This is a genomic window from Bradyrhizobium sp. LjRoot220 (assembly GCF_964252915.1).
Taxonomy (GTDB): domain Bacteria; phylum Pseudomonadota; class Alphaproteobacteria; order Rhizobiales; family Xanthobacteraceae; genus Bradyrhizobium.
In genome coordinates this window covers 65,259-87,047 of the sequence record NZ_CAXUPS020000014.1, presented here as the reverse complement: position 1 = coordinate 87,047, position 21,789 = coordinate 65,259, and the positions used below count along the sequence as shown (strand labels likewise).

The following is a 21,789-nucleotide window of genomic DNA, read 5'->3' as shown; positions in this document are numbered from 1 at the left end:
GAGAGCTGCACGCGAAACCGCGCTAGCTCTGCAGCGCCCGCAGCCGCTGTGTGTCGGGTTCGGCCGTGCCGATCGTGGCGCGGCGATCGGCCACCGCATGGCGGAATTGTTCTAGCGCCAGTCCGATCGCGGCCAGATCGCCGTCCTCGATCGCACCGTCCTCGTGACATTCCAGCGCCTCGCGCAACAGTGCATCCGCCATGCCCTGCATCTCCAGCAATTCCTCCGGCGTTTCGGCCGCACGCGCCTTCGAAATCAGGTCGAGCAGATTGTCGCGATGCTCGGCATATCGCTCGCGCTCTTCACGATTCCAGTAGTGCCGCAGCCACGCCCATGCCGAGCCGATGCCCGAGAGCACCATGATCGCGCCCCAGATCAGGTCGGTATTTCTTTCGAGAAACGTCCGCTCGTTGCCGTCGATATAGGCGGCGGCGCCCTGATGGGCCGGCAGGGCAGCGTCCTTGTCGGTGTCCGGCTTCTCGATCTGGCTTGCGGTTGGCAATTCGCGCGCGAGCTGCTGGCGGTGGGTAAAGATTTGCCGCGCGAGCGCGCCGACCGTGGTGTCGGCCAGCGATTTCGGCGCGATGATCAGGTGGTTGACGCTGACGGTGTCGATCTTGTCTTCGGGGCGTGCCGGCGATGACCCGAAGATGCTGCCGGGAATTTCCTCGGCTTCATAGATCGGGTGCTTCTTCGAAATCGTCTCCGACACGTCGATCGGAAGAAATTTCGGTTCGCCCCGGACCGCCGCGGTGGCGTTGATCGCGTCGACGGTGATCTTGCTGTTGAGCGGGCCGACCGTCATGTAGGCCTCGACGGTCTGGTCGCGGGCCATCTCGGCCAACTGATTGACGGCGAATTGGCTGACCGGCACCTTGTCGGCATTGATGCCGGCCTCGGTCAGGATCGTGCGCAGCAGCTTGACGTTGGCTTGCGTTCGTCCGACGACGCCGACGCGGTGGCCGGCGAGTTCGTCGAGGCTCTTGATCTTGGCCACCGGCGTTTTTTTCGAGCCCTTCGGCGCGATGCCTGACGGCGCCCACAGCACGACGACGTTCTTGCGCAGGATGGCAACGGACTCGGCGGTGGCCGGCAGGTTCAGATCGCCGCGCGCCACCGCAAGCTCGGCGTTGCCGGCGGCAAGCAGCGCGATGCTCTCGACGGCCCCCGGGGTAGTGATCAGCGACAGCCGGATCGCGCTGTTTTCGCGGGCGAAGGTCTGCGCCATCAGCTGGATCAGCTTCTGGTCGTCGCTTCCGGGAGGACCGACGGCGATCCGCAAGGTCACCGGCCGCAGCAGGTAGTAGAGCGTCGCGGCGGCCGCGCCGAACATGAAAATTCCGACAGCGAGGACCAGCAGCGAATAGTTTTTTCGCTTCCGGCGCGGGCGGGATGGAGCGGAATTTGCGTTCGGGTTTGACATCGTACTGTCACGTTACACGAAAAACGCCGAAGCGGCGGGGAAAAACATCCTTACAGATCGATGACGTCATACGCTTGAAATATCCATGAACGAACGTCGGGAAGTGAGAATCATGGATAACCCCGGGGTCCCGACATGCGGGTATTGATAGCAACCGACGCCTGGCATCCGCAGGTGAATGGTGTGGTCCGGACGTTAACCTCGCTGGCGCGCAGTGCGTCAGCACTTGATGCCGACGTCAGCTTTTTGACCCCGGACGGATTTCCCTCGGTCGGCGTGCCCACCTATCCGGGGCTGCGCATCGCGCTGCCGAACCGCCGCGAGATCGCGCGCCGGATCGAGGCGGCAGCACCCGAGGCCATTCATATCGCGACCGAAGGCCCGATCGGCTGGGCGGTTCGCGGCTATTGCCGCCGCCACAAGCTCGCGTTCACCACGTCCTACACCACGCGCTTCCCGGAATATGTCGCGGTGCGCACCATGATTCCGGCCAGCGTCGGCTACGCCGTGTTGCGGCATTTTCATGCGGCGGCGTCGACCACCATGGTTGCGACTGCCTCGCTGCGGCAGGAGCTGAGCGAGCGGGGTTTTCGCAAGCTCGGCTTCTGGACCCGCGGCGTCGACACCGAACTGTTCACGCCGGACCATCCGGCCACGCTCGATTTGCCCAGGCCGATCTTCATGACCATGGGCCGGGTCGCGGTTGAAAAGAATCTCGAAGCGTTCCTCTCGCTCGATCTGCCGGGAACGAAGGTCGTCGTCGGCGACGGGCCGCAGCGGGCGCAACTGGCGCAGAAATATCCCGACGCGATCTTTCTTGGCGAGAAAAAGGGCGAGGATCTGCGCTCGCACTTGGCGGCAGCCGATGTCTTCGTGTTTCCGAGCCTCACCGACACGTTCGGCGTCGTGCAACTGGAAGCGCTGGCCTGCGGCACGCCGGTTGCGGCGTTTCCGGTCACCGGGCCTTTGGACGTCATCGCCGATCATCCGATCGGCGCGCTGGACTGGGACCTGCGCAGCGCGTGCTTGCGCGCGCTCGAGATGTCGCGCGAGGCGTGCCGGAATTTTGCGCTGGGGCGTTCCTGGGAAAACAGCGCCCGGCAATTCATCGGCAATCTGGCGGCGCTGCAGCCCAGCCGCGCCACGCTGCCGGCACGCCGCATCCCCGGCACCAAAGCCGTTCAAGGCTGAACCGAAGCTGTTTTTTGAAGAGAGACGAGAAGGCAGACCATGGCAGACATCATCAAGCTTGACGGCACCAGGGCGTTGGACTTCGACCGCGAGACGGTCGAGCAGGCCTACGACCGCTGGGCGCCGATATACGACCTCGTGTTCGGCGGCGTGTTCAGCAAGGGCCGCAAGGCCGCGATCCAGGCCACCAACAAGATCGGCGGCCGCGTGCTCGAGGTCGGCGTCGGCACCGGCATCTCGTTGCCGCAATACGCGCCGCACTTGCGAATCTTTGGCACCGATATTTCGGAAGCCATGCTGCAGAAGGCCAAAAAGCGCGTCGACGAACTCAAGCTGAAGAACATCGAGGGCCTGGCGGTGATGGATGCCGAGAAGCTCGAATTCCCGGACAACGCCTTCGACGTCGTGATGGCGCAATATGTCGTCACTGCGGTGCCGAACCCGGAAGCGGCGCTGGACGAATTCGCGCGTGTGCTGCGCCCGGGCGGCGAGCTCATCATCCTGACCCGCGTCAGCGCCGACGCCGGCATGCGCCGCTTCATCGAGCAGCGCTTGCAGCCGGTGGTTCGCCCGCTCGGCTTCCGCACCGCCGAGTTCTCCTGGTCGCGCTATGCGCAATGGCTCGCCGGCGCGCGCGGCATGGAATTGGCGGAGCGTCGCCTGGTGCCGCCGCTCGGTCACTTCTCGCTGGTGCGTTTTCGCAAAACCGACATCGCCAAAGCGGCGTGACGCAACCTTTCCCGGTTGCGTCATCGCGTCGTTGCAAAGCTTCGTATGACATTTCGATGATGTCATATGCCGGACATCGAATCCCGTTAATCCTTAACCCGAAAGAATTTTGGGGGAGATCATGATCAAGAACTTCATGCAGGAATTGCGAACCCAGCGCTGGGATGACCATCGCTACTATCACCACAGCCGCATCAACCAGTCGCTGCACTTCGTCAGCGCCGCGAGCTTCCTGTTCGCCTATGTCATGCTGTTCATCGACCCCGTCGTCTCGGCGCTGGTCGGCTGGCTGGTGTCGATGACGTCACGCCAGGCCGGTCATTTCTTCTTCGAGCCGCGCGGCTATGACCACGTCAACCACGCGACCCACGAGCACAAGGAAGAGATCAAGGTCGGCTACAATCTGCAGCGCAAGGTCGTGCTGATGGTGGTCTGGGCGGCGTCGCCGCTGGTGCTGTACGTCGATCCGACTTTGTTCGGTCTGTTCACGCCTTGGACGACGTCGGCGGACTTCATGCGTCAGGTTGCCAAGATCTGGCTGGCGCTCGGGGCAGGCGGACTGCTGTTCCGCACCATCCACCTGTTCTTCATCCGCGACGTCGAGACCGGGCTGGTCTGGATGACCAAGATCCTGACCGACCCGTTCAGCGACCTCAAGCTCTACTACAAGGCGCCGATCGCCTTGATGAAGGGCGAACTGATCGACCCGGGCCTCGAAAAGCACGTCAAGCACGCCTGATAGTACCGTTCGAGTGTTTCGCAACTTCGTCATGCCCGGGCTTGTCCCGGGCATCCACGTCTTAGGGGCTTAGTCGTCTTGAATTTCCGTCATCCTGAGGTGCGAGCGCAGCGAGCCTCGAAGGATGAATCGGCCACAGGCGGGCCGTCGTCCTTCGAGGCGCGCAAGAGCGCGCACCTCAGGATGACGGTGATAGGGTTGAGTTCGCGGTCAGCTGCCGCGCGATCGCGACCGCTTCCGCGTGAACATCTCTTTCAGGATCTGCCGCTTGATGTTCTTGTTGGTGACGCCGGCGTCATGCCACCACCAGCCGTCGCGCTTCATCTTGTCGGTGGCGGCGACGAAGCGGTCGGCGACCGCGGCAAAATCGTCGTCGGTATAGTTCAGGCTGAAGATCAGCCGGCCGGTTCCGACCCAGCTCAGCGCCAGCCCTTCGGCGCGCAGGTAATATTGCAGCATCCAGTTGTAACGGGACGGCTCGGTATAATGCACCATCCAGATCGACGACAGATTGCTGACGCGCACCGGAAGGTCCTGCGCCGCCAGCCGGTCGTTCAATTGCCTGGCGCGGGCGTTCCAGGTCTCGTCGAGCCCGTTATAGACCGAATTGAAATTGGGGCTGGCAAGCCGGCCCAAAAATTCGTCCATCGCCGTCATGACGTAGGGATGCGAATTGAAGGTGCCGCGGGCAAAGCAGATGTCGGCGGGACGGTCGTCGCGAAACCGTCGCATCAGGTCGTTGCGGCCGCAGACCACGCCGACCGGCAATCCGCCGGCAAGGCTTTTTCCGTAGGTCACCATGTCGGCGCGGACGCCGAAATATTCCTGGGCACCGCCGGCGGCGAGCCGGAAGCCGACGAAGACTTCGTCAAAAATCAAGACGATGCCGCGTTCGGTGCAGACCGCGCGCAGCTTCTGCAGCCATTCGGTATAGGCGGCGCGATCGAACTTGGCGGACCGCGAACTGTCGACCAGCGCCGAATCGCCGGGCGCGTTGGCATTCGGATGCAGCGCCTGCAGCGGATTGACCAGCACGCAGGCGATGTCGCGGCGCGTCTTCAAGACGTGCAGCGTCCGCTCCGACATGTCGGCGAGTGTATAGGTCTCGTGCGGCGAGACGGGGTTGCCGACGCCAGGTTGCACGTCGCCCCACCAGCCGTGATAGGCGCCGGCAAAGCGAACCAGATGCGAGCGTTTGGTGTGGTAGCGCGCCAGCCGCACCGCCTGCATCACCGCCTCGGTGCCGGACATGTGGAACGAGACTTCGTCGAGGCCGGAAATCTCGCAGAGTCGCTTGACGTTGTCGGTAATGACAGGGTGATAGGGACCAAGCACGGGTCCGAGCGCATGCGCGCGCTTTTCCGACTCGGCGATGCACTCCTTGTAAAAGTCGTTGCCGAAGATGTTGACGCCGTACGAGCCGGTCAGGTCGTAGGAAACATTGCCGTCGACATCGGTGACGGTGACGCCGGCCGACGACGCCACGAAGGCGCTGGTCGAAAGATGCTCGCGCACCAGCCGGCTGTACTGGAACGGCACGCGGTAGGCTTCGGTGAATTGCAGGTCGGAGATTCGCTCCGCCGCCTCGGCCGTCATCTGCCGGCCCTTGGGGTAACGATGCTGGTAGGCGCCGGCGAGCCGGAAGAATCCGTCCTGGCGCTGCGTCGCGACGTCGGCCGGTGCGCCGTCGGAACGGAAGAAGTCGCCGATATCGAATTCGTAATGCGGCAGCAGCCGCGCGACCATCTTGGACATCTTGGAATGCCCGGCCAGCGAGCGGTGCTTGGCGCGCGACAGCGCCAGCCGCGCCTGCAATTTGGGGAAGGTCACCGCGGCGCCGGCAATCGCAACGGCGGACAGCGACAGAATCGAAAGGGGCGAATCCATGCCACCAGCGCTAGCTAATCCATCTAACAGATTAATGACAATCCGGGGCCTGATCTCGGCCTTTACCCAGCAGGAAGACCTCAATTTCCTGCTCACCAACCGCATCCCCCGGGCGGCCGTCACCCGGTTCATGGGATGGTTCAGCAAGATCGAAAACCCGCTGGTGCGGGACGCCTCGATCGCCTGCTGGCGGCTGTTCTCCGACCTCGATTTGTCGGAGGCGAAGAAGACCGAGTTCAGGAGCCTGCACGATTGCTTTACGCGCGAGCTGCGGCCGGGCCTGCGCCCCGCCGATCCAGATCCCACTGTCGTGGTGAGCCCGTCCGACGGCATCATCGGTGCCTTCGGCCGGATCGAGGACACAAAACTGTTCCAGATCAAGGGCGCGCCGTATTCGCTGCTCGATCTACTCGGCGACCCTGGTTTGGTGGAGCGCCATCGCAACGGAATGTTCCTGACGCTGCGGCTGACCTCGAGCATGTATCACCGCTTTCATGCGCCTTATGACGCCACGATCGAGCGGGTAACGTTCATCCATGGCGACGTCTGGAACGTCAATCCGATCGCGCTGAAGCGCGTGGAGCGGTTGTTCTGCAAGAACGAGCGCGCAGTGCTGCAAACCCGGCTTGCGTCCGGCGAGGCGCTGACGCTGGTGCCGGTCGCCGCGATCCTCGTCGCCAGCATCCGCCTGCATTTTTTGGATGTGACGCTTAACGCGCAAAGCCGGGGACCGGTGGACTTCCCCTGCGATGCGCGCGTGCAAAAGGGCGACGAGCTCGGCTGGTTCGAGCACGGCTCAACCATCATCGTGCTGGCGCCGGAAGATTTTGAGTTCGCCGACAATGTCGCCGACGGCGCGCGTGTTCGTGCAGGGGAGGCGTTGCTGCGGAAGCCGGCTGGATGAGTTTGCTGCCTAGGACATGCGTCATCCTGAGGTGCGCGCTCTTGCGCGCCTCGAAGGATGAGTACGACCCCGTGGCCCATCCTTCGAGGCTCGCTGCGCTCGCACCTCCCGAGCGAACGCAAGTGCGTTCGTCCGGGGATGACGGGCGCGCTCAATCATCTAAACGCGTCTCCCCCTGGTTCGTCTTGCCCGTCATCGCGAGCTCGGCCAATCGGGGATAGTCGACATCCACCATGTTGGCGAGCCCGCGCATTTCGTCGATGCTGAACCATCTCAGTTCCGTGTGTTCGTCGCACACATTGGCCGGGTCGCCGCCTTGCCAGGCGGTCACGGCGTAGACGTGATGCAGCGCATCGCCGTAGCGTGCCGGCTGCCGTTCCCTGACCGCCGCAACTAGTCGAAACCGGATAGGTGTTACCCCGGTCTCTTCCCGAACCTCACGGATCAAGGCGTTATCAAGGCTCTCGCCGTCTCCGACATGCCCGCCGATCGTATCCCAATGGCCTGGCCAAGCCTTTTTAGAGGGCGCGCGCAAGCCGAGGAGAACTTTGCCGTCGGGCCGGATAAATAGTGCACCGACGGTTTTGGCGGTTTTTTCTTCCATGCGGCGTCTCGGGATGACTGGCTCTGCATCGTGCACGGACAGTAGCATCGCCACGTGAAATTCTCTATGTGTGGAGGATTCCAACGACGATCGGAGCGGATGGCGATGGCGCGGACGCCTGTGCTGGCGGCGGGAGGCATTGTGTTGCGGCAGGCGGCAACGCCGCTGGTCGCCGTGGTGCGGCTGCGCAAGCGCGACGAATGGGTTCTGCCGAAGGGCAAGCTCGATCGTGGCGAAACGCCGCGCGACGCGGCGGAGCGCGAGGTCAATGAAGAGACTGGGCACGACGTTTCCGTGCACGAGTTTCTCGGCACGCTGGTCTACGAATCCCGCGGCGGCTCCAAGGTCGTGCATTTCTGGCGGATGGAGGCGGGGGCCGAGCCGGTCCGCAAACTGATGCGCGACGTCAAGGCGGTGGAGTGGCTGCCGCTTGCCGACGCGGTCGACCGGCTGTCGCGCGGCTATGAACGCGCGTTTCTCGAAAACGTCGGGCCGATCGCGGTGGCTGCGGGGGGTATCACGCAGAGCGGCACCGCGGTCGATCGCGCGCCGGAGCCCGTGCGTGTTGAAACGATTTCGCGGCCGCGCCGCAGCCTCGTGCAGAAGATGCGGGACTGGTTTCGCCGTGCGGCGTGATCTCGCTCCTTCGTCATGGCCGGCCATGACCGAAAACGAACAAGCGCCACGTCCGGGAATGCCGGGCATGGCGCTTGTTGATGTTATCTAAAGTTATCTAAAGTGCCGATCAGCCGCGCTTGTGCGGGGTCAGGTTCAGCGGCTTCGACGGCTTGGCCGACGGCGCGTAGCTGACGGGCGTCGCGGCCGGCGGGGCGTAACGGAATACGGCCTTGCAACCGTCGCTCAGCGCCGCGCGCTTCTGGATCATGCAGGCGGTGACGCGATCGACGTCCGGGATTTCCGAGCTGCAAAGCCGCATCGCATCGCCGGCGCACATCTGCTCCTGCTCTTGCGTGTAGGCCTGCGACACCGTGGTCAGCATGCCCAGCGCCAGCGTGGTCGCGATCAGCAATTGGCAGTTACGGATGGTCGAACGTGCGAAAGCCATGGAGTGTCCCTCTTGCAGGTTTGGTGGGTGGTGCGCCCGAGTTGCGCGCCGGGTGGCGCCTCGTTGGGCAAGAGAAATACGCGGGCCTGGTTTCCGGATTTTTTCGTCGGGGGGTCAAAACGGTTTCGTCGCGGGGGAGAATTGTTTCGTCGCGGACGTTCTAGCTGTGTCATTCCGGGGCGATGCAAAGCATCGAACCCGGAATCTCGAGATTCCGGGTTCGCACTTAGTGCGCCCCGGAATGACGGGGCGCTATTTGATGTAAAATATCAGCTCACGCGCTTCCAGGTCTGGCCGCCGCAGAACATGCCGCCGAAGGCACAGCCCTGCACGCGCAGCGAGCCGTTGCTCTTCAGCTGCATCGTCGAGTCGTACTTGCGGCCGCTGTTGGGATCGTTGATCCGGCCGGCCCATTTCGAGCCCTGCGGCCGCATGTTGATCAGGATCTTTTCGCCGGTCTTGACGGCGTAGCCGCAGAGATTGTCGCCGCACTGCTCGATGCGGACGTTGCCCTTGTTCTCTTCGGTGGCCCAGACGCCGATCGGCGAGTTCGGATCGGATGCGGGTGCAGCGGCAACCGGTGCCGGTCCCGGTGCTGCGACCGCGACTTGAGCCGGTGCCGGCTCGGGAGCTGGTGCAAGCTCTGGGGCAGGAGCGGGCGCCGGTTGTGCGACGTCGGTCGGCGCGGGCGCCGCGGCGTAGGTCGTCGGAGCCGGGGCGGGGGCCGGCGTCGAGGCGACCGGAGCAGGCGGCGGGGGCGGCGCAGTCGCCTGAACCGGCGCCGGGGCGTATTGGGGTTGGGCCGGCTGGGCCGGCGCCGACGCCATGTCGTCATCGTCGTCGTAGCGCTTGTTCTTGAGGCCCTTGAAACCAGGCGCGGTGATGTTGATGCACGAGAGCGAGGCACAGCCGCGCGGCGCGTCGATGTGGATGCGCTGGCCTTCGATCTGGAACGAGATGCCACCGGCTTGGGCCGAGGTGGTGGCCAACAGCAGGGCTGCGAGGATGTAGAGCTTCTTCATGAGAGCCTCCTGGGCGGCGTTGCGAATTGGGTTGCGATGAACTTGCGCGGACCCTATGCCCGGCCGGCGGCGTCTTCTGTGACGTAGCTCACGGTGGACCCAGGTGACTCACATCACATCCAGGGAACCGCCGGCCGCCTAGCTTTTGCGCGTAACCCGGGGAGGGCCCGATGAAGCGCTTCTGTTTTCTCGCCGCACTGATGCTGCTCAGCCCGACCGCGCAGGCGGGCGACTCGATTTCATTCGTGGTCGGCGGCCATCGCATTCATATCGACGCGTCCCGGCATTGCCGTTCGACCTCCTGCGCCTCGGTTTCGATCTCCGGCATCTCGCGTAGCCGAGCTCGGTATGACGACCGTGGCCATGACGATGATGATCGCTATCGCGATGATCGCAGGATTAGTGAGTCAACGCGGACGCTTCCCATCGCACCGGCGGTGGCTCCGCCGCCGGTTCAGCCCGTCGCCGTTTCGCCGCCGGCCGTGTACAGGCCGGCCGCCGCCGCGACGCAAATCGTGCCGGCGCCGCCGCCCCCTCCGCCAGCAGCGCTGGCTGTGCCGCCCGCGCCACCACCGCCTGCGCCGCTGCCGCCGGTTGCGAAGCCGGCCGAGCCTGTGCGCCCGGCGCCGGTTACCGTGCCGCAGATTTCCCGGATCATGAATGATGTCGCTGACGCCGCCGACACGCCTGTTGGAGACTGGCAGACCGAAGGCAAGGGATCGGTTCGTATCGCCAAATGCGGCAATGCCCTGTGTGGTTACGTGCTCAATTCATCCTCAAACGATAAAGGCGAAGCGATCCTGATCAACATGAAGCCGAAGAGCGAGAAGCAGTGGACCGGCAACGTCTACAGCCAGGCCAGCGGCGACACCTATTACGGCACCATGGACATGAAGGGCCAGAACACGCTGCGCGTCGAAGCCTGCGCGCTTGGGCGGTTCTATTGCTCGGGCAACAACTGGAGCCGGATTACGACAAGTCAGGAGAGCCTGATGTCGTCGCGGCAGACTTCTGCAGCACCACGGTCATAAATTATCGCGCACATAAAAAGGCCCGATGGCCGAACCACCGGGCGAATAGTCTTCGATTGGCTTCAAGCCTGGAACGGGAATCCTAGAATAAGCCGATCACAATGGCGCCGACAAAGGCGAATGCGACGTATGCGGTTACAACGCTCAGTCTGCTGACCATGGTCATGTGGTGAATATCCCCTGGTTCACGTCGTGCCCGCACATAACGCCGAACGCTAACAAAGCGTTCCCCGCCAAAAAAGTCAGTGTTGCTGTCCATCCCTGCCTGTCCACAGCCGGCGGCGGGCTGGCAACATGGTAAATGATTCATGAAAACAACGTGTTGAAGACTTCTTAAATAAATTCGCCGAACGTGCGCGCATGACGCGCGGAGTTCGTTTGTATCTCGTCGGCTCCTTCGTCCTTGTCTCCTTGGCGGGCTGCGGCCGCGGACTTTTTCAGTCCGCCGAGCGTGAACCGTGGCGGGCCGAGGCCGAGGTCGCATGCCTGAAGTCCGGTGCGGTCAAGGAGACCCCCGAACTGGTCCGGATCGACCCGATTTCCGGTCCCGGCGCCTGCGGCGCGCAATTCCCCCTTAAGGTCGCAGCACTCGGTGAGGGCAGCCCGAGTTTCGGGTTTGCCGACGATTTGCGGCCGCCCGCCAATATCGGCAACCAGCCGCGCTGGCCGGTCCGGCCGGCGCCGGTCGCCGCACCGTCGCAGACCTATTCCGATACGGCGCTGCGCCAGCCAAGCTACGGCGCGCCATCGAACGGGCCGGTGTCGCTGACCGCGCCGGGCGTGCCGCAACAGGATGACGAAATCGATCTGCCGGCCGAAGGCGTGCCGCAATCGCGCGACCCGCGCCGCGGCGGCTCCTATATGGCCGCGCCTTCCGCCGCAGCCCCTGCCTATCCGCCGCGCGAGCGTTACCCGTCTTCCCCGCCACCCTATTCACCCGCCCCCTATTCGCAGGCGCCCGGCAGCGCACCCGCGCCGCGGCTCGGACCGACGCTCGGCGATCCCGTCAACGCGGTGGGTCCGGTCGCCATAAAACCGACGGCGACGCTGGCCTGTCCGATCGTCTCGGTGCTCGATCGCTGGCTCGCCGACTCGGTGCAGCCGGCCGCTCAGCGCTGGTTCGGCGTGCGCGTGGTCGAGATCAGGCAGATCTCGGCCTATTCCTGCCGCGGCATGAACGGCAATCCGAACTCGCATATTTCCGAACACGCTTTTGGCAACGCACTCGACATCGCCTCGTTCACGCTGGCCGATGGCCGGCGCGTGACGGTGAAGGGCGGCTGGCGCGGCATGCCGGAAGAGCAAGGATTTTTGCGCGACGTGCAGGCCAGCGCCTGCCAGCAGTTCAACACCGTGCTGGCGCCGGGCTCCAACCGTCATCACGAGGATCACATCCACGTCGATCTGATGCGCCGCTCCAGCGGGCGGGTGATCTGCCAGCCGGCGGCGGTTTCCGGCGATCAGGTCGCGGGAAGGGCCGGCGGCCGCAATCCCTACGCCTCATCGCGCGAGCCGTATGCGACCGGTTCGCTCGGCGGCCGGAGGCCGCACCGGCACTCCTCGAGCAAGATCAACGAAGAAGACGAGTTCGACGACCACTAGGCGAACTGCCGTAGGGTGGGCAAAGCCACGGGGTCGCGCGAATGCGCGCCCGATGACAGGCTCCGCGTGCCCACCATCGATCTGCACGCGCGGTTGAAATGGTGGGCACGGCGCTTGCGCGCCTTTGCCCACCCTACGAAACCTTACGCCGCCAGCTTCTCCAGCAAATCCCGCACCACACCTTCCAGCAGATCGAGCTTGTAACCCGTCATCGGCAGCGGCTTGGCGCCCGAGGTCGCGAGCTTTGCGGCCACTTCGATGTTCAGCGCATTGGCCGCTTTGCCTTGTAACGCGGCTTCCGCCGCCTTCAGCCGCAGCGGCACCGGCGCGATGCCGCCGGCGGCAAGACGGATGAACTCGAACGTGCCGTTCTTCACGACCGCGCGGGCGCAGACTTCGACCAGCGGCCATTCCGCATGGGCGCGGCTGATCGCCCGCTTGTAGAACGCGCGCTCGCCTTGCAGCGGCTTGGGCAATTCGATGCCGCGGATCATCTCGCCCGGCTGCAGCAAATGGTCGGCCGTACCGTTCGAGCCGTCGCCGAGCACGTCAGGGATCGACAGCCCATTCCTTGTGTAGGTGATCACAGCCGCGTCATAAGCGAGCAGTGCCGCCGCCATCGTGGAAGGGTGCGCCGCCACGCAGGGGCCGAGATCGAAGGCGACGTGATAGAGATGATTGCCGTCGCGGGCCGGGCAATCCGTGCCGCCCTTCTTCAGGCAGGCGATATGCGGATTGCGAAAATACCAGCAGCGCGAACGCTGCGCGATGTTGCCGCCGAGCGTTGCCAGATGACGGATCTGCGGCGTCGCCAGGCCCGCCGCCGAGGCCGTTATGCCCGGATAGGCGGCGGCGATGCTTCGGTCGGCGGCGATCGCGGCGATTGTTGTGCAGGCGCCGATGCGCAATGTGCCGTCGGTGCCCCAGTGCATGCCGGTGATATCGGATGCCGCCACGATATCCATCAGCGGGCCCTTCGAGACGCCGCTGCGGCGGCGTTCGGAGATATCAGTGCCGGCGGCGCGGAATTCGGTCGTCATGGCCGGTGTCATGCGGCGGCCCTCCCTTTCAGCGCGGATATCAAACGATCGGGCCGGATCGGCAGCTCCATCGGCCGGATGCCGGTAGCGTTGTAGATCGCATTCGCCACCGCAGGTGACGTCGGCACGGTGGCGACCTCGCCGATGCCGACGCTGCCGCCGAGCACGTGATCGAAACCCGCTTCGTCGAAATGCACGTCGATCACGGGCGTGTCGGCAATCCCTGGAATGCGATAATCCTCCAGCCCGCCACTCAGCGTATCGCCGGTTCGCCGATCGATCTCGCGCGCCTCGTAAAGCGCGTAGCCGATGCCTTGAATGACCGAGCCGGTCGCCTGACTTCGCGCCAGCGCGGGTGCGGCGATCTTGCCGACCGCAATGCCGGTGTGGACGTTGACGACGCGAACATGGCCGAGCCAAGTGTCGACTTCGACCTCGACCACCTGCACTGAACTCGGCACCCCGGCGCCGATCGCCATGTTGGACATCCAGCGCATCATCTTGCCGAAGATCCAGCCCAGAATACCAACCTGCTTCAGGGGCGACTCAATGCCCGGCGCCATCCGCCTGCCGTCCTCCGGCCGCACGCCGGAGGCGGTGAGATCGGGCGATGCCGCCAGTAATTCGCGCCACGGCGCATTGGAGCCCGGCGCCGGCTTTCGCTTTGCGTTCTTCTCGATCGCGGCCTTCAGCTTTTGTATCGCCAGCAGCGTCGGCGGCACCACCGAGGCGGTGGTGCGGCTGCCGCCGGAGCCCGGGCCGACCGGCAGGTTGGAATCGCCGATCTGAACTTCGATCTCGTGCGGTTCGAGGCCGAACTCGCGCGCCACCGTATTGGCGATCACGGTGCGGCTGCCGGTGCCGATATCCTGAATGGCCGTGCGCGCGATCAGGCGGCCGCCCTTCACCGACACTTCGACCTTCGAGCCGGGCTGCCAGAGATAAAGCCAATATCCGGTGGCGACGCCGACGCCGCGGCGGTAGCGGCCGCTCTGCTCCGCCGCTGACTTCCGGTTGCGCCAGACATCGAGCCCTTGCGCCCACTCATAGAGCCGCCGCCGATTGGGATCGGTATCCCAGCGTTTGCGCAGCTCGATCGGATCGACCTTCATCCGCAGGGCGGCTTCGTCGATCGCCTGTTCCACCGCGAACGCCATCGGCGGTCCACCGGGCCCGCGGAACGCCGCCCCCGGCGGCAGATTGCTGATGACGTCGTAGTCGGCGAGTTCCTTGGCCTGCGCCGGATAGATCAGCCGCGCCAGTGCGGCGATGGTCGAGTTCGTCGCAGCACCGGTGTCGGCATAGGCGGTCACCGAGAGCGCTTTCAGCTCGCCCTGTTCGGACGGCAGCAGCGCGATCTTGACCTCGGTCGCCGGCCGATAGCCGGTCACCGAAAGCTCTTCGTGGCGGTCGAAGGCGACGCGCACCGGCGCCCTGGCGGCGCGCGCCAGATCGATCGCGATCGTCGTCTCGGCGCCGAGACTGGCTTTTGAGCCAAAGCCGCCGCCGACATGATCGGCGATGACGCGAACCTTGTCGTGGTCGAGCTTGTAGCGCTTGGCAATCAACTCCATCAGGTGGAACACGCTCTGCGTCGAGGCGTGCACAATAAGGCGGTCGCCGTCGAAATGCGCGACTGACGCGTGCGGCTCGAGACAGCTATGCGATTGCGTGCCGGTCCGGAACACACCTTCGAACAACAGCGGGTCTTTTGCCTGACGCGCGCTCTCGACCCAGCTCCGCACCTGCTTGGGCTTCAGCGAAAACGCCGCCGACGGTCCGCGGACGTTGGCTTTCCACGGCGCCGGCGAGCCGCCGCCTTCGGAGACGTTGCCGGCCTTCTTGCGATCCGCCTTCTCGAACACGACCGGCGCCTCGGGCTTGCGGGCTTCATTGAGCCCGATCACCGCGGGCAGCCGTTCACTGGTCATCCTGATCGCGGCGATCGCGGCCAGCGCGGTCTTGCGATCTTTCGCCGCGACGGCGGCGATGGGCTGGCCGACAAAGCGGACGATCCGGTCTTCAGCGAGCAGCGAAATCGCGGCACCGACGCCCGGCAACGCCAGCGCCGGCGCGAGATCGAGCTCGCCGATTTTGCCGTGCGCGATCTGCGAGCGCAGGATGAGGCCTTCGAGCTGTCCGTCGTGCCTGACATCGACGGTGTATTTTGCCGCACCCGTCACCTTGTCGCGCGCCTCGACGCGCGGCGAGACGATGTCGCCGCCGTCGAACTGGCCGGTGCAGGCCGCGGCCACTGCGCTGAAGATGCCGTCATAGGCGCCGCAGCGGCACAGATGCCCCGACAGTGCCGCGCCGATCTCCTCGCGCGACGGCGTTGCCGTTCCCTTGGTCGCGCGCCAGTGATCGTGAAACGCCGCGGCCTCGACGACAAAACCTGGCGTGCAGAACCCGCATTGCAACGCGTCGTGCACCATGAAGGCCTTCTGAATCGGGTGCAGTTTTTCCGCGCCGATGCCCTCGACCGTCGTCACCGTCTTGTCGGCCGCGGCGCGCGCCGGCATCAGGCAACTCGCGACCGGCGCACCGTCCACCAGCACGGTGCAAGCGCCGCAGACGCCGGCTCCGCAGACCAGCTTGGTGCCGGTGAGGTCGAGATCGGTTCTCACCACGTCGATCAGCATGGCGTCGAGGTCGTCGGGGAGGGGGGCGACACGGCCGTTGATCGTCATCGTACTCATCTGCGATCTCCTGATTTGCGGGCGGTTTTGCTTGCGACAGGTTTTGCGACAGGTTTTCTTGCGGGCGTCTTTTTTGGACGTGGTTTCGGTGACGGGCTCACGGCGCCGGCCACCAGCGTGCGCACCATGATTCCGAAATCCCGCAGGAGAGCGTCGGCCGGCTGCATCGCCGGATAGGCCGATTTGGTGCCGTTGAACGCCATCTCGACGCATCGTGCGAAATCGGGCGCAGTCATGTCCTTGATCACGAGGCGCTGCTTGCGGCAGACGCGTTCGATCGTGTTGGTCAGCTGCCTGGCGTAGCTGGCAGCGTACTTCTGATAGAGATCGCGCGCCTGCAGGAGATGTTCGGAGAACAGCTCCTCGATATGGGGCGAACCCTCAAGCGGTGCGATCAGCTGCCCGATCCGCGCCGTGATCTCGGCGATCAATATGTCGGCGAGACTGCCGCCGGCCTTCTCCGTGGCCTCGCCCGCCGCGATCTCGGCGGCCAGCGCATTCTCATGCAGCCGCTCGATCACGGCGCGGAACAGTTCTTCCCTGGATTTGAAATGATGGTACAGCGCCTGCCGGGTCAGGCCGGCTGTTTCCGCGGCCTGTTCGATCGACGAGCGCCGAAAGCCCTGCCGGCGGAACACCAGGATGGCGGCATCGAGAATGCGGTCGCGGGGCTTCATTTGACGAATTTGACAAAATGCGACGAAATGTCAAATGACGGATTTGTGTTAACGGCGCAGTTCGCATCCTGGCTTGGTAGCCCGCATGAGCGGAGCGAAATGCGGGAATCGAAACCCGGATGTCGCTTCGCTCATCTGGGCTACGCGTGGCCGTTGATGGAAGATGTTTGGGAGGATTACCGGCGTCCGAAAATTCCGCCGACCACGCCGCCGACGACACCGCCAATGACGCCGATCGGGCCGCCGCTACCGCCGCGACGGCGGGCCCGACGGTCGTTACCGCGGACGCCTGCGTTCGCCGTCGAGACGGACTCGGTCATGAGTGCCTGATGCTGCTGCGCGTTGAGGAAGCCGCTCTGGGGATAGTCGCGCGCGGCCTGCCAGCGCGTGATGACGGCGCGGGTTGCCGCGTCGAACTTTCCGTTGGCCCTGGTGTCGAAGCCGAGCCGGGTCAGCCGGCGCTGCACGTCGCGGCGCTTGCGCTTGTCGAGGCCGATCCGATCCTCGGTTTCCTGGGTTGCTTCGTCAGCAGCGGTCGCCTCATCGGCGGTTGCGGTCAGATCGCGTGTTGTCGTGCTTGGACCTGCCTTGGCAACATCTGCGCAGACCAGAATTCCCAGAACCGACAATGCAAGGATCAGGAAACGCATGGCCTGTTCTTCCCCGGTCTCAAGGTCTCAGCCGTAAACCCAAACCTTCCGGCGCATTTGAATCAAAGGTCGACTTTGGTTTCGCCGCGCTGGCAACTTTTGGCCCGGGCAGTTGTTCCACGGTACGCGTCGAATATTGCACCGCGTCGGACGCAACGATGGCAGCCGTCGCGGCGATCAGCGAACCACGGACCGGTTTGCCCTAAACGAACTTGATGCCGATCAGGTCGCCCTTCTTCCAGGCGACCTTGCAGGCCCTGCCGGGCGATGTCCGGTCGAACTTCAGTTGGAAGTGCGGCTTGACGAATTGCGGATCTTCGACCCGCAATCGCGCGCCGCCTTCGGAGATATCGATGACGGTGCACTGGCGCGCGGCAAAACTGCCATCGATGGTCATCCATGCCGGCTGGTTGGTTCGCCTGCGAGAGGGGCGGGACTTTCGACCGAAAATTGCCATGGCGCATTCCTCCCGCGGGTCAAACGCGGTGAGGGGGCGCTGGTTGCAGATGCGGACAAGTTGAACGAACGCGAGCGCATGCGGGAATGCGCGAATGCGACCTTGCGTCCTCAATCTAGTGTCGTCACCCGCGAAGGCGGGTGACCCAGTATTCCAGAGACGGCAGTGATGGAGTCGAAAGGCCGCGGCGTACTGGATCCCCCGCATGCGCGGGGGATGACAGTCTCGGTTCGTCGTAGACGACGCGCGCCTTCAGTCCACCTTCGCCCGATACGCCGTCAGAAACACCCGCGTGGCGCTGTCGACGACGGTTGCGATCTGCTCGGGCGACGGCGAGGGCTTGGCCTGGAAGATGAAAGCCTGAAACAGCGTCGCCTGGGACATCTGCATGAATTGCCAGGCCGCGAGTTCGTAATCGTCGATCACGAGCTCGCCGAGCTGCGCCCGCGCCTGGAGATAGCCGGCGAGGCGATTGACGGTGCGGGCCAGCACATTGTCGTAAAATCTGCGCCCGACGTCCGGCATCCGCTCGGCGATCGACATCACGGTGCGGATCGCCGAGCCGCCGCCAGGCCGACAGAGCACCTGGATGTAGGCCCGGCCAAATTCCGGCAGGGTGATGTCGGCGGCGCGTGCCGGATCGAAATTGAATGCGGATTTGCCTTGTTCGATCGATTCTTCCTCGACGATGGCTTCGAACAGGCGGTGCTTGTCGGCGAAATAGACGTAGAGCGTGCCCTTGGAGACGCCGGCGGAGCGGGCGATCTCGCCCATGCTGGCGCCGTCGAACCCGAGGTCCAGGAATACTTTGCGCGCCCCATCGAGAATCTGGCGGCGCTTCGAGGAATCCTCGTCGGCGAGGACATGAAGCGGGGTCGATGGGCCTGCAACCATTGGTTTAGCTTCCCGGGAAGATTTCAACCGGACATGACGCGCGGTAAGGATTTCCAGCTTTATGGTCCCCTTCACGCAAATGTATCTTGACCGAACGGTTCGGTCAATGTCATTCTGCAAATGACGGTGCCTTCGTGGCCGGCTTTTGGCGCGCGCGTATCGCAAATTGTCATGGGGAGGCCAGGGTATGGCCGCAGCGAGAGACCAGGCCGCGCGCGTTGTTCGACAAGAGCCGGAGGCGGTTCTTGTTAGACAGGAGCCTGCGGCGGCGACGGCCGAAGGCGAAGCCGCGCGCGACCCCGCGCAGTTGGCGGAGCAGCTTCGGCACCACGTTGCGGAAGAAACCAGGCGCCAGCCGGCAACGGCTCCGGCCGGGCCGGCAACCGATGAACCGGCTGCACCGTCTTCCGATGCCGCCAGGCCGGCGGCGGCGAAATCCGGCAAGCGCAAATTCGTCATGATGGGCGTGTTCGCGTTGCTGGCGCTCGCCGCCGTCAGCTACGGCGTCTACTACACGCTCATCGGGCGATTTTATATCTCGACCGACGACGCCTATGTGCGCGCCAACAACACCACGTTGGGGGCGCGGGTCGCCGGCCATATCGCGGCGATCATTCCATCGGACAATACGATCGTTCGCGCCGGCGACGTGATCTACAAGATCGATGACGGCGATTACCGGATCGCGGTCGATGCCGCGCGCACCAAGATCGCAACCCAGCAGGCCACCATCGACCGTATCGGTCGCCAGGTGGCGGCGATGGAAAGCGCGGTCGAGCAGGCCAGGGCGCAACTGGTCTCCGCGGAAGCGGCGCTGAAGCGCGCCGGTCTCGACTTCGACCGCCAGCAGGCGCTGAGCACCAAAGGCTTTGCCTCGCGCGCCACCTTTGAAGTGTCCGAAGCCGGCCGCGACCAGGGCGTCGCGCAGGTGAAATCGGCGCAGGCGGCCTATGATGCTGCGCGCGACAATGTCGAAGTGACCAGGGCGCAGCAGAACGAAGCCCGCGCCCAGCTGGCGGAGTTGCAGACCACGCTCGCCAAGGCCGAGCGCGACCTCGCCTTCACCGCGGTGCGTGCGCCGGTCGACGGCACCTTCTCCAACCGCATCGTCAACACCGGCGATTTCATCCAGGCCGGCCAGCGCCTCGGCAATGTGGTGCCGCTCAACGACGTCTTCATCGACGCTAATTACAAGGAAACCCAGCTCAAGCGGATTCGCCCCGGTCAGCCCGTGACGATTTCCGTGGACGCATACGGCCATCGCAAGTTCGCGGCCGTGGTCGACAGCATATCGCCGGCGGCGGGCTCGGTCTTCACGCTGCTGCCGCCGGATAACGCCACCGGCAATTTCACCAAGATCGTGCAGCGGCTGCCGGTACGGATCCGTGTGCCGAAGGATGTCGCCAGGCAAAACCTGCTGCGCGCGGGCATGTCTGTCTACACGACCGTCAACACCCGCGACGGCGCCGCCGATGCAGACAACGAGGCCGACCTCGACGCATCGCCGCTGCTTCATCCTAAATAATGTTTTCAGCGCCGGGGCAAACCCGGCGCGCGTCCCGGGCAGATCATGGCAGACGCCACCACCGCCTCGCCGCCGATGATAGCAGCCGCAAGCGTGCCGGACGAGCGCATCCCGCCGCGGCGGCTGTTTGCGTTCCTGATCATGGTGTTCGGGATGTTCATGTCGATCCTGGATATCCAGATCGTCTCGGCATCGCTGGCGGAGATCCAGGCCGGGCTTTCGGCGAGCTCGAGCGAAGTATCGTGGGTGCAGACCTCGTATTTGATCGCCGAGGTGATCGCGATCCCGCTCTCCGGTTTCCTGTCGCGCGCGTTCGGCACGCGGCTCTTGTTTGCGATCTCCGCCTCCGGCTTCACCATCGCAAGCTTCTTCTGCGGCTTCGCCTCGACGATCGAGCAGATGATCGTGTGGCGCGCGCTGCAGGGATTTCTCGGCGCCGGCATGATCCCCACCGTGTTCGCATCCGCCTATACGGTGTTTCCGCGCTCGAAATTCTACATCGTCGGCCCGATCATCGGCCTGGTCGCGACGCTGGCGCCGACGATTGGCCCCACAGTCGGCGGCTACATCACCGACCTGATGTCGTGGCACTGGCTGTTTTTCGTCAACATCATTCCGGGCATCGGCATCACCATCGGCGTGCTCCTGCTGGTCGATTTCGACGAGCCGAACTTCAAGCTGCTCGATCATTTCGACTGGTGGGGCCTGCTGTTCATGGCGGGCTTCCTCGGCTCGCTGGAATATGTGCTGGAGGAAGGCCCGCAACATCAATGGCTGCAGGATACGTCAGTGGCGGTCTGCGCTGCCGTCTGTCTCGTCTCCGCGGTTGCTTTCTTCTGGCGCGTGCTGACCGCGCATGAGCCGATCGTCGACATCCGGACATTCGGCGACCGCAATTTCGGCATCGGCTGCCTGATCTCGTTCTGCGTCGGCATCGGGCTGTACGGCCTGACCTACGTCTATCCGCGCTATCTCGCCGAAGTGCGCGGCTACAGCGCGCTGATGATCGGCGAGACCATGTTCGTCTCCGGGATCGCCATGTTCCTCACCGCGCCGATCGTCGGCCGGCTGATGACCAAGGTCGACATGCGCTACCTCATCGCGTTCGGGCTTTGCACCTTCGCGCTCGGCTCCTACATGATGACCTGGATCACCCGCGAATATGATTTCTACGAACTGCTGGTCCCGCAGATCCTGCGCGGCATCGGCATGATGTTCGCGATGGTGCCGACTAACACCATCGCGCTCGGCACGCTGGCGCCGGAGCGGGTCAAGAACGCCTCCGGCCTGTTCAACCTGACGCGCAATCTCGGCGGCGCGGTGGGGCTCGCGCTGATCAACCAGATGCTGAACGATCGCACCGATCTGCACATCTCCCGGCTGCACGAACGCGTGAACTGGGGCAACGCCACCGCCGTGGAGACGCTCAACATGTTGACCCAGCGCATGCAGGGCATGGGCGACGCCGCGCGGATGGCGATGAAGCAATTGTCGCAGATCGTTCACCGCCAGGCGGTGGTGATGGGCTTTGGCGACGCCTTCTTCACACTGACCGTGTTCTATGTCGGCCTCAGTCTTCTGGTCCTGTTGCTGAACAAACCGCCGGCGCTGGCGGCGGGGGGCCCGGGGCATTGATTGCGCATTGATTG

The 21,789-nt window shown here is 64.4% G+C and carries 20 protein-coding genes; 9 read left to right on the top strand and 11 right to left on the bottom strand.

The window, feature by feature from the left end:
• Positions 1-22: 22 nt before the first annotated feature.
• Positions 23-1,333: a TAXI family TRAP transporter solute-binding subunit gene (locus ACSQ84_RS34005; RefSeq protein ID WP_436216118.1), complete on the bottom strand. Its 1,311-nt coding sequence runs from the start codon at positions 1,331-1,333 to the stop codon at positions 23-25.
• A gap of 225 nt (positions 1,334-1,558) precedes the next feature.
• On the opposite strand from ACSQ84_RS34005, the gene ACSQ84_RS34000 reads away from it, so the two are divergent.
• The 3 genes from ACSQ84_RS34000 to ACSQ84_RS33990 all read left to right on the top strand — a co-directional run bounded on the left by ACSQ84_RS34000 (position 1,559) and on the right by ACSQ84_RS33990 (position 4,082).
• Positions 1,559-2,614 (top strand): glycosyltransferase family 4 protein, encoded by a 1,056-nt coding sequence (locus ACSQ84_RS34000; protein ID WP_436216117.1) that lies wholly within the window; start codon positions 1,559-1,561, stop codon positions 2,612-2,614.
• Positions 2,615-2,653: 39 nt separating this feature from the next.
• Positions 2,654-3,343, top strand: coding sequence for a class I SAM-dependent methyltransferase (locus ACSQ84_RS33995; RefSeq protein WP_436216116.1), 690 nt, complete (start codon positions 2,654-2,656; stop codon positions 3,341-3,343).
• 121 nt (positions 3,344-3,464) lie between these two features.
• Positions 3,465-4,082, top strand: coding sequence for a hypothetical protein (locus ACSQ84_RS33990; protein WP_436216115.1), 618 nt, complete (start codon positions 3,465-3,467; stop codon positions 4,080-4,082).
• Positions 4,083-4,292: 210 nt separating this feature from the next.
• On the opposite strand, the gene ACSQ84_RS33985 is transcribed toward ACSQ84_RS33990, so the two are convergent.
• Complete coding sequence (locus ACSQ84_RS33985; RefSeq protein WP_436216114.1) at positions 4,293-5,969, bottom strand: aminotransferase class III-fold pyridoxal phosphate-dependent enzyme; 1,677 nt, start codon at positions 5,967-5,969, stop codon at positions 4,293-4,295.
• A 34-nt stretch (positions 5,970-6,003) separates the two neighbouring features.
• On the opposite strand from ACSQ84_RS33985, the gene asd reads away from it, so the two are divergent.
• On the top strand, positions 6,004-6,873 hold the full coding sequence (asd, locus tag ACSQ84_RS33980) for an archaetidylserine decarboxylase (protein ID WP_436216113.1): 870 nt from the start codon (positions 6,004-6,006) through the stop codon (positions 6,871-6,873).
• 151 nt (positions 6,874-7,024) lie between these two features.
• On the opposite strand, the gene ACSQ84_RS33975 is transcribed toward asd, so the two are convergent.
• Positions 7,025-7,477, bottom strand: coding sequence for an NUDIX hydrolase (locus ACSQ84_RS33975; RefSeq protein ID WP_436216112.1), 453 nt, complete (start codon positions 7,475-7,477; stop codon positions 7,025-7,027).
• A gap of 105 nt (positions 7,478-7,582) precedes the next feature.
• Between ACSQ84_RS33975 and ACSQ84_RS33970 the strand changes: the two genes are divergently transcribed.
• Positions 7,583-8,113, top strand: coding sequence for an NUDIX hydrolase (locus ACSQ84_RS33970; protein WP_436216111.1), 531 nt, complete (start codon positions 7,583-7,585; stop codon positions 8,111-8,113).
• Positions 8,114-8,222: 109 nt separating this feature from the next.
• Here the strand turns inward: ACSQ84_RS33970 and ACSQ84_RS33965 are convergent, their stop codons facing one another.
• Together ACSQ84_RS33965 and ACSQ84_RS33960 are read right to left on the bottom strand one after the other, a co-directional pair.
• A complete protein-coding gene (locus ACSQ84_RS33965; RefSeq protein WP_436216110.1) occupies positions 8,223-8,543 on the bottom strand; it encodes a hypothetical protein in 321 nt (106 codons plus the stop codon).
• 269 nt (positions 8,544-8,812) lie between these two features.
• Positions 8,813-9,565 carry a DUF2147 domain-containing protein gene (locus ACSQ84_RS33960; protein WP_436216109.1) on the bottom strand — a complete coding sequence of 251 codons (753 nt, stop codon included), beginning with the start codon at positions 9,563-9,565 and terminating at the stop codon, positions 8,813-8,815.
• A 170-nt stretch (positions 9,566-9,735) separates the two neighbouring features.
• Here ACSQ84_RS33960 and ACSQ84_RS33955 point away from each other — a divergent pair, with 170 nt between their 5' ends.
• Positions 9,736-10,596 carry a DUF2147 domain-containing protein gene (locus tag ACSQ84_RS33955; RefSeq protein ID WP_436216108.1) on the top strand — a complete coding sequence of 287 codons (861 nt, stop codon included), beginning with the start codon at positions 9,736-9,738 and terminating at the stop codon, positions 10,594-10,596.
• A 360-nt stretch (positions 10,597-10,956) separates the two neighbouring features.
• A complete protein-coding gene (locus tag ACSQ84_RS33950) occupies positions 10,957-12,198 on the top strand; it encodes an extensin-like domain-containing protein (RefSeq protein ID WP_436216107.1) in 1,242 nt (413 codons plus the stop codon).
• A gap of 143 nt (positions 12,199-12,341) precedes the next feature.
• Here ACSQ84_RS33950 and ACSQ84_RS33945 read toward each other — a convergent pair whose 3' ends face one another.
• The 6 genes from ACSQ84_RS33945 to ACSQ84_RS33920 all read right to left on the bottom strand — a co-directional run bounded on the left by ACSQ84_RS33945 (position 12,342) and on the right by ACSQ84_RS33920 (position 18,615).
• A complete protein-coding gene (locus ACSQ84_RS33945) occupies positions 12,342-13,250 on the bottom strand; it encodes an FAD binding domain-containing protein (protein ID WP_436216106.1) in 909 nt (302 codons plus the stop codon).
• Positions 13,247-15,937 carry a molybdopterin-dependent oxidoreductase gene (locus ACSQ84_RS33940; RefSeq protein WP_436216105.1) on the bottom strand — a complete coding sequence of 897 codons (2,691 nt, stop codon included), beginning with the start codon at positions 15,935-15,937 and terminating at the stop codon, positions 13,247-13,249. The genes ACSQ84_RS33945 and ACSQ84_RS33940 overlap by 4 nt, the downstream gene beginning before the upstream one ends.
• Positions 15,934-16,614: a TetR/AcrR family transcriptional regulator gene (locus ACSQ84_RS33935; RefSeq protein ID WP_436216104.1), complete on the bottom strand. Its 681-nt coding sequence runs from the start codon at positions 16,612-16,614 to the stop codon at positions 15,934-15,936. Before ACSQ84_RS33935 ends, ACSQ84_RS33940 begins: the two co-directional genes overlap by 4 nt.
• A gap of 176 nt (positions 16,615-16,790) precedes the next feature.
• Entirely contained in the window at positions 16,791-17,264 is a 474-nt protein-coding gene (locus tag ACSQ84_RS33930; RefSeq protein WP_436216103.1) for a peptidoglycan-binding domain-containing protein, read from the bottom strand.
• Positions 17,265-17,466: 202 nt separating this feature from the next.
• Positions 17,467-17,721 carry a PilZ domain-containing protein gene (locus ACSQ84_RS33925; protein WP_436216102.1) on the bottom strand — a complete coding sequence of 85 codons (255 nt, stop codon included), beginning with the start codon at positions 17,719-17,721 and terminating at the stop codon, positions 17,467-17,469.
• A 252-nt stretch (positions 17,722-17,973) separates the two neighbouring features.
• Positions 17,974-18,615, bottom strand: coding sequence for a TetR/AcrR family transcriptional regulator (locus tag ACSQ84_RS33920; protein ID WP_436216101.1), 642 nt, complete (start codon positions 18,613-18,615; stop codon positions 17,974-17,976).
• A gap of 187 nt (positions 18,616-18,802) precedes the next feature.
• On the opposite strand from ACSQ84_RS33920, the gene ACSQ84_RS33915 reads away from it, so the two are divergent.
• Positions 18,803-20,140, top strand: coding sequence for an HlyD family secretion protein (locus tag ACSQ84_RS33915; RefSeq protein ID WP_436216100.1), 1,338 nt, complete (start codon positions 18,803-18,805; stop codon positions 20,138-20,140).
• Positions 20,141-20,185: 45 nt separating this feature from the next.
• On the top strand, positions 20,186-21,775 hold the full coding sequence (locus ACSQ84_RS33910) for a DHA2 family efflux MFS transporter permease subunit (protein ID WP_436216099.1): 1,590 nt from the start codon (positions 20,186-20,188) through the stop codon (positions 21,773-21,775).
• Positions 21,776-21,789: the final 14 nt, after the last annotated feature.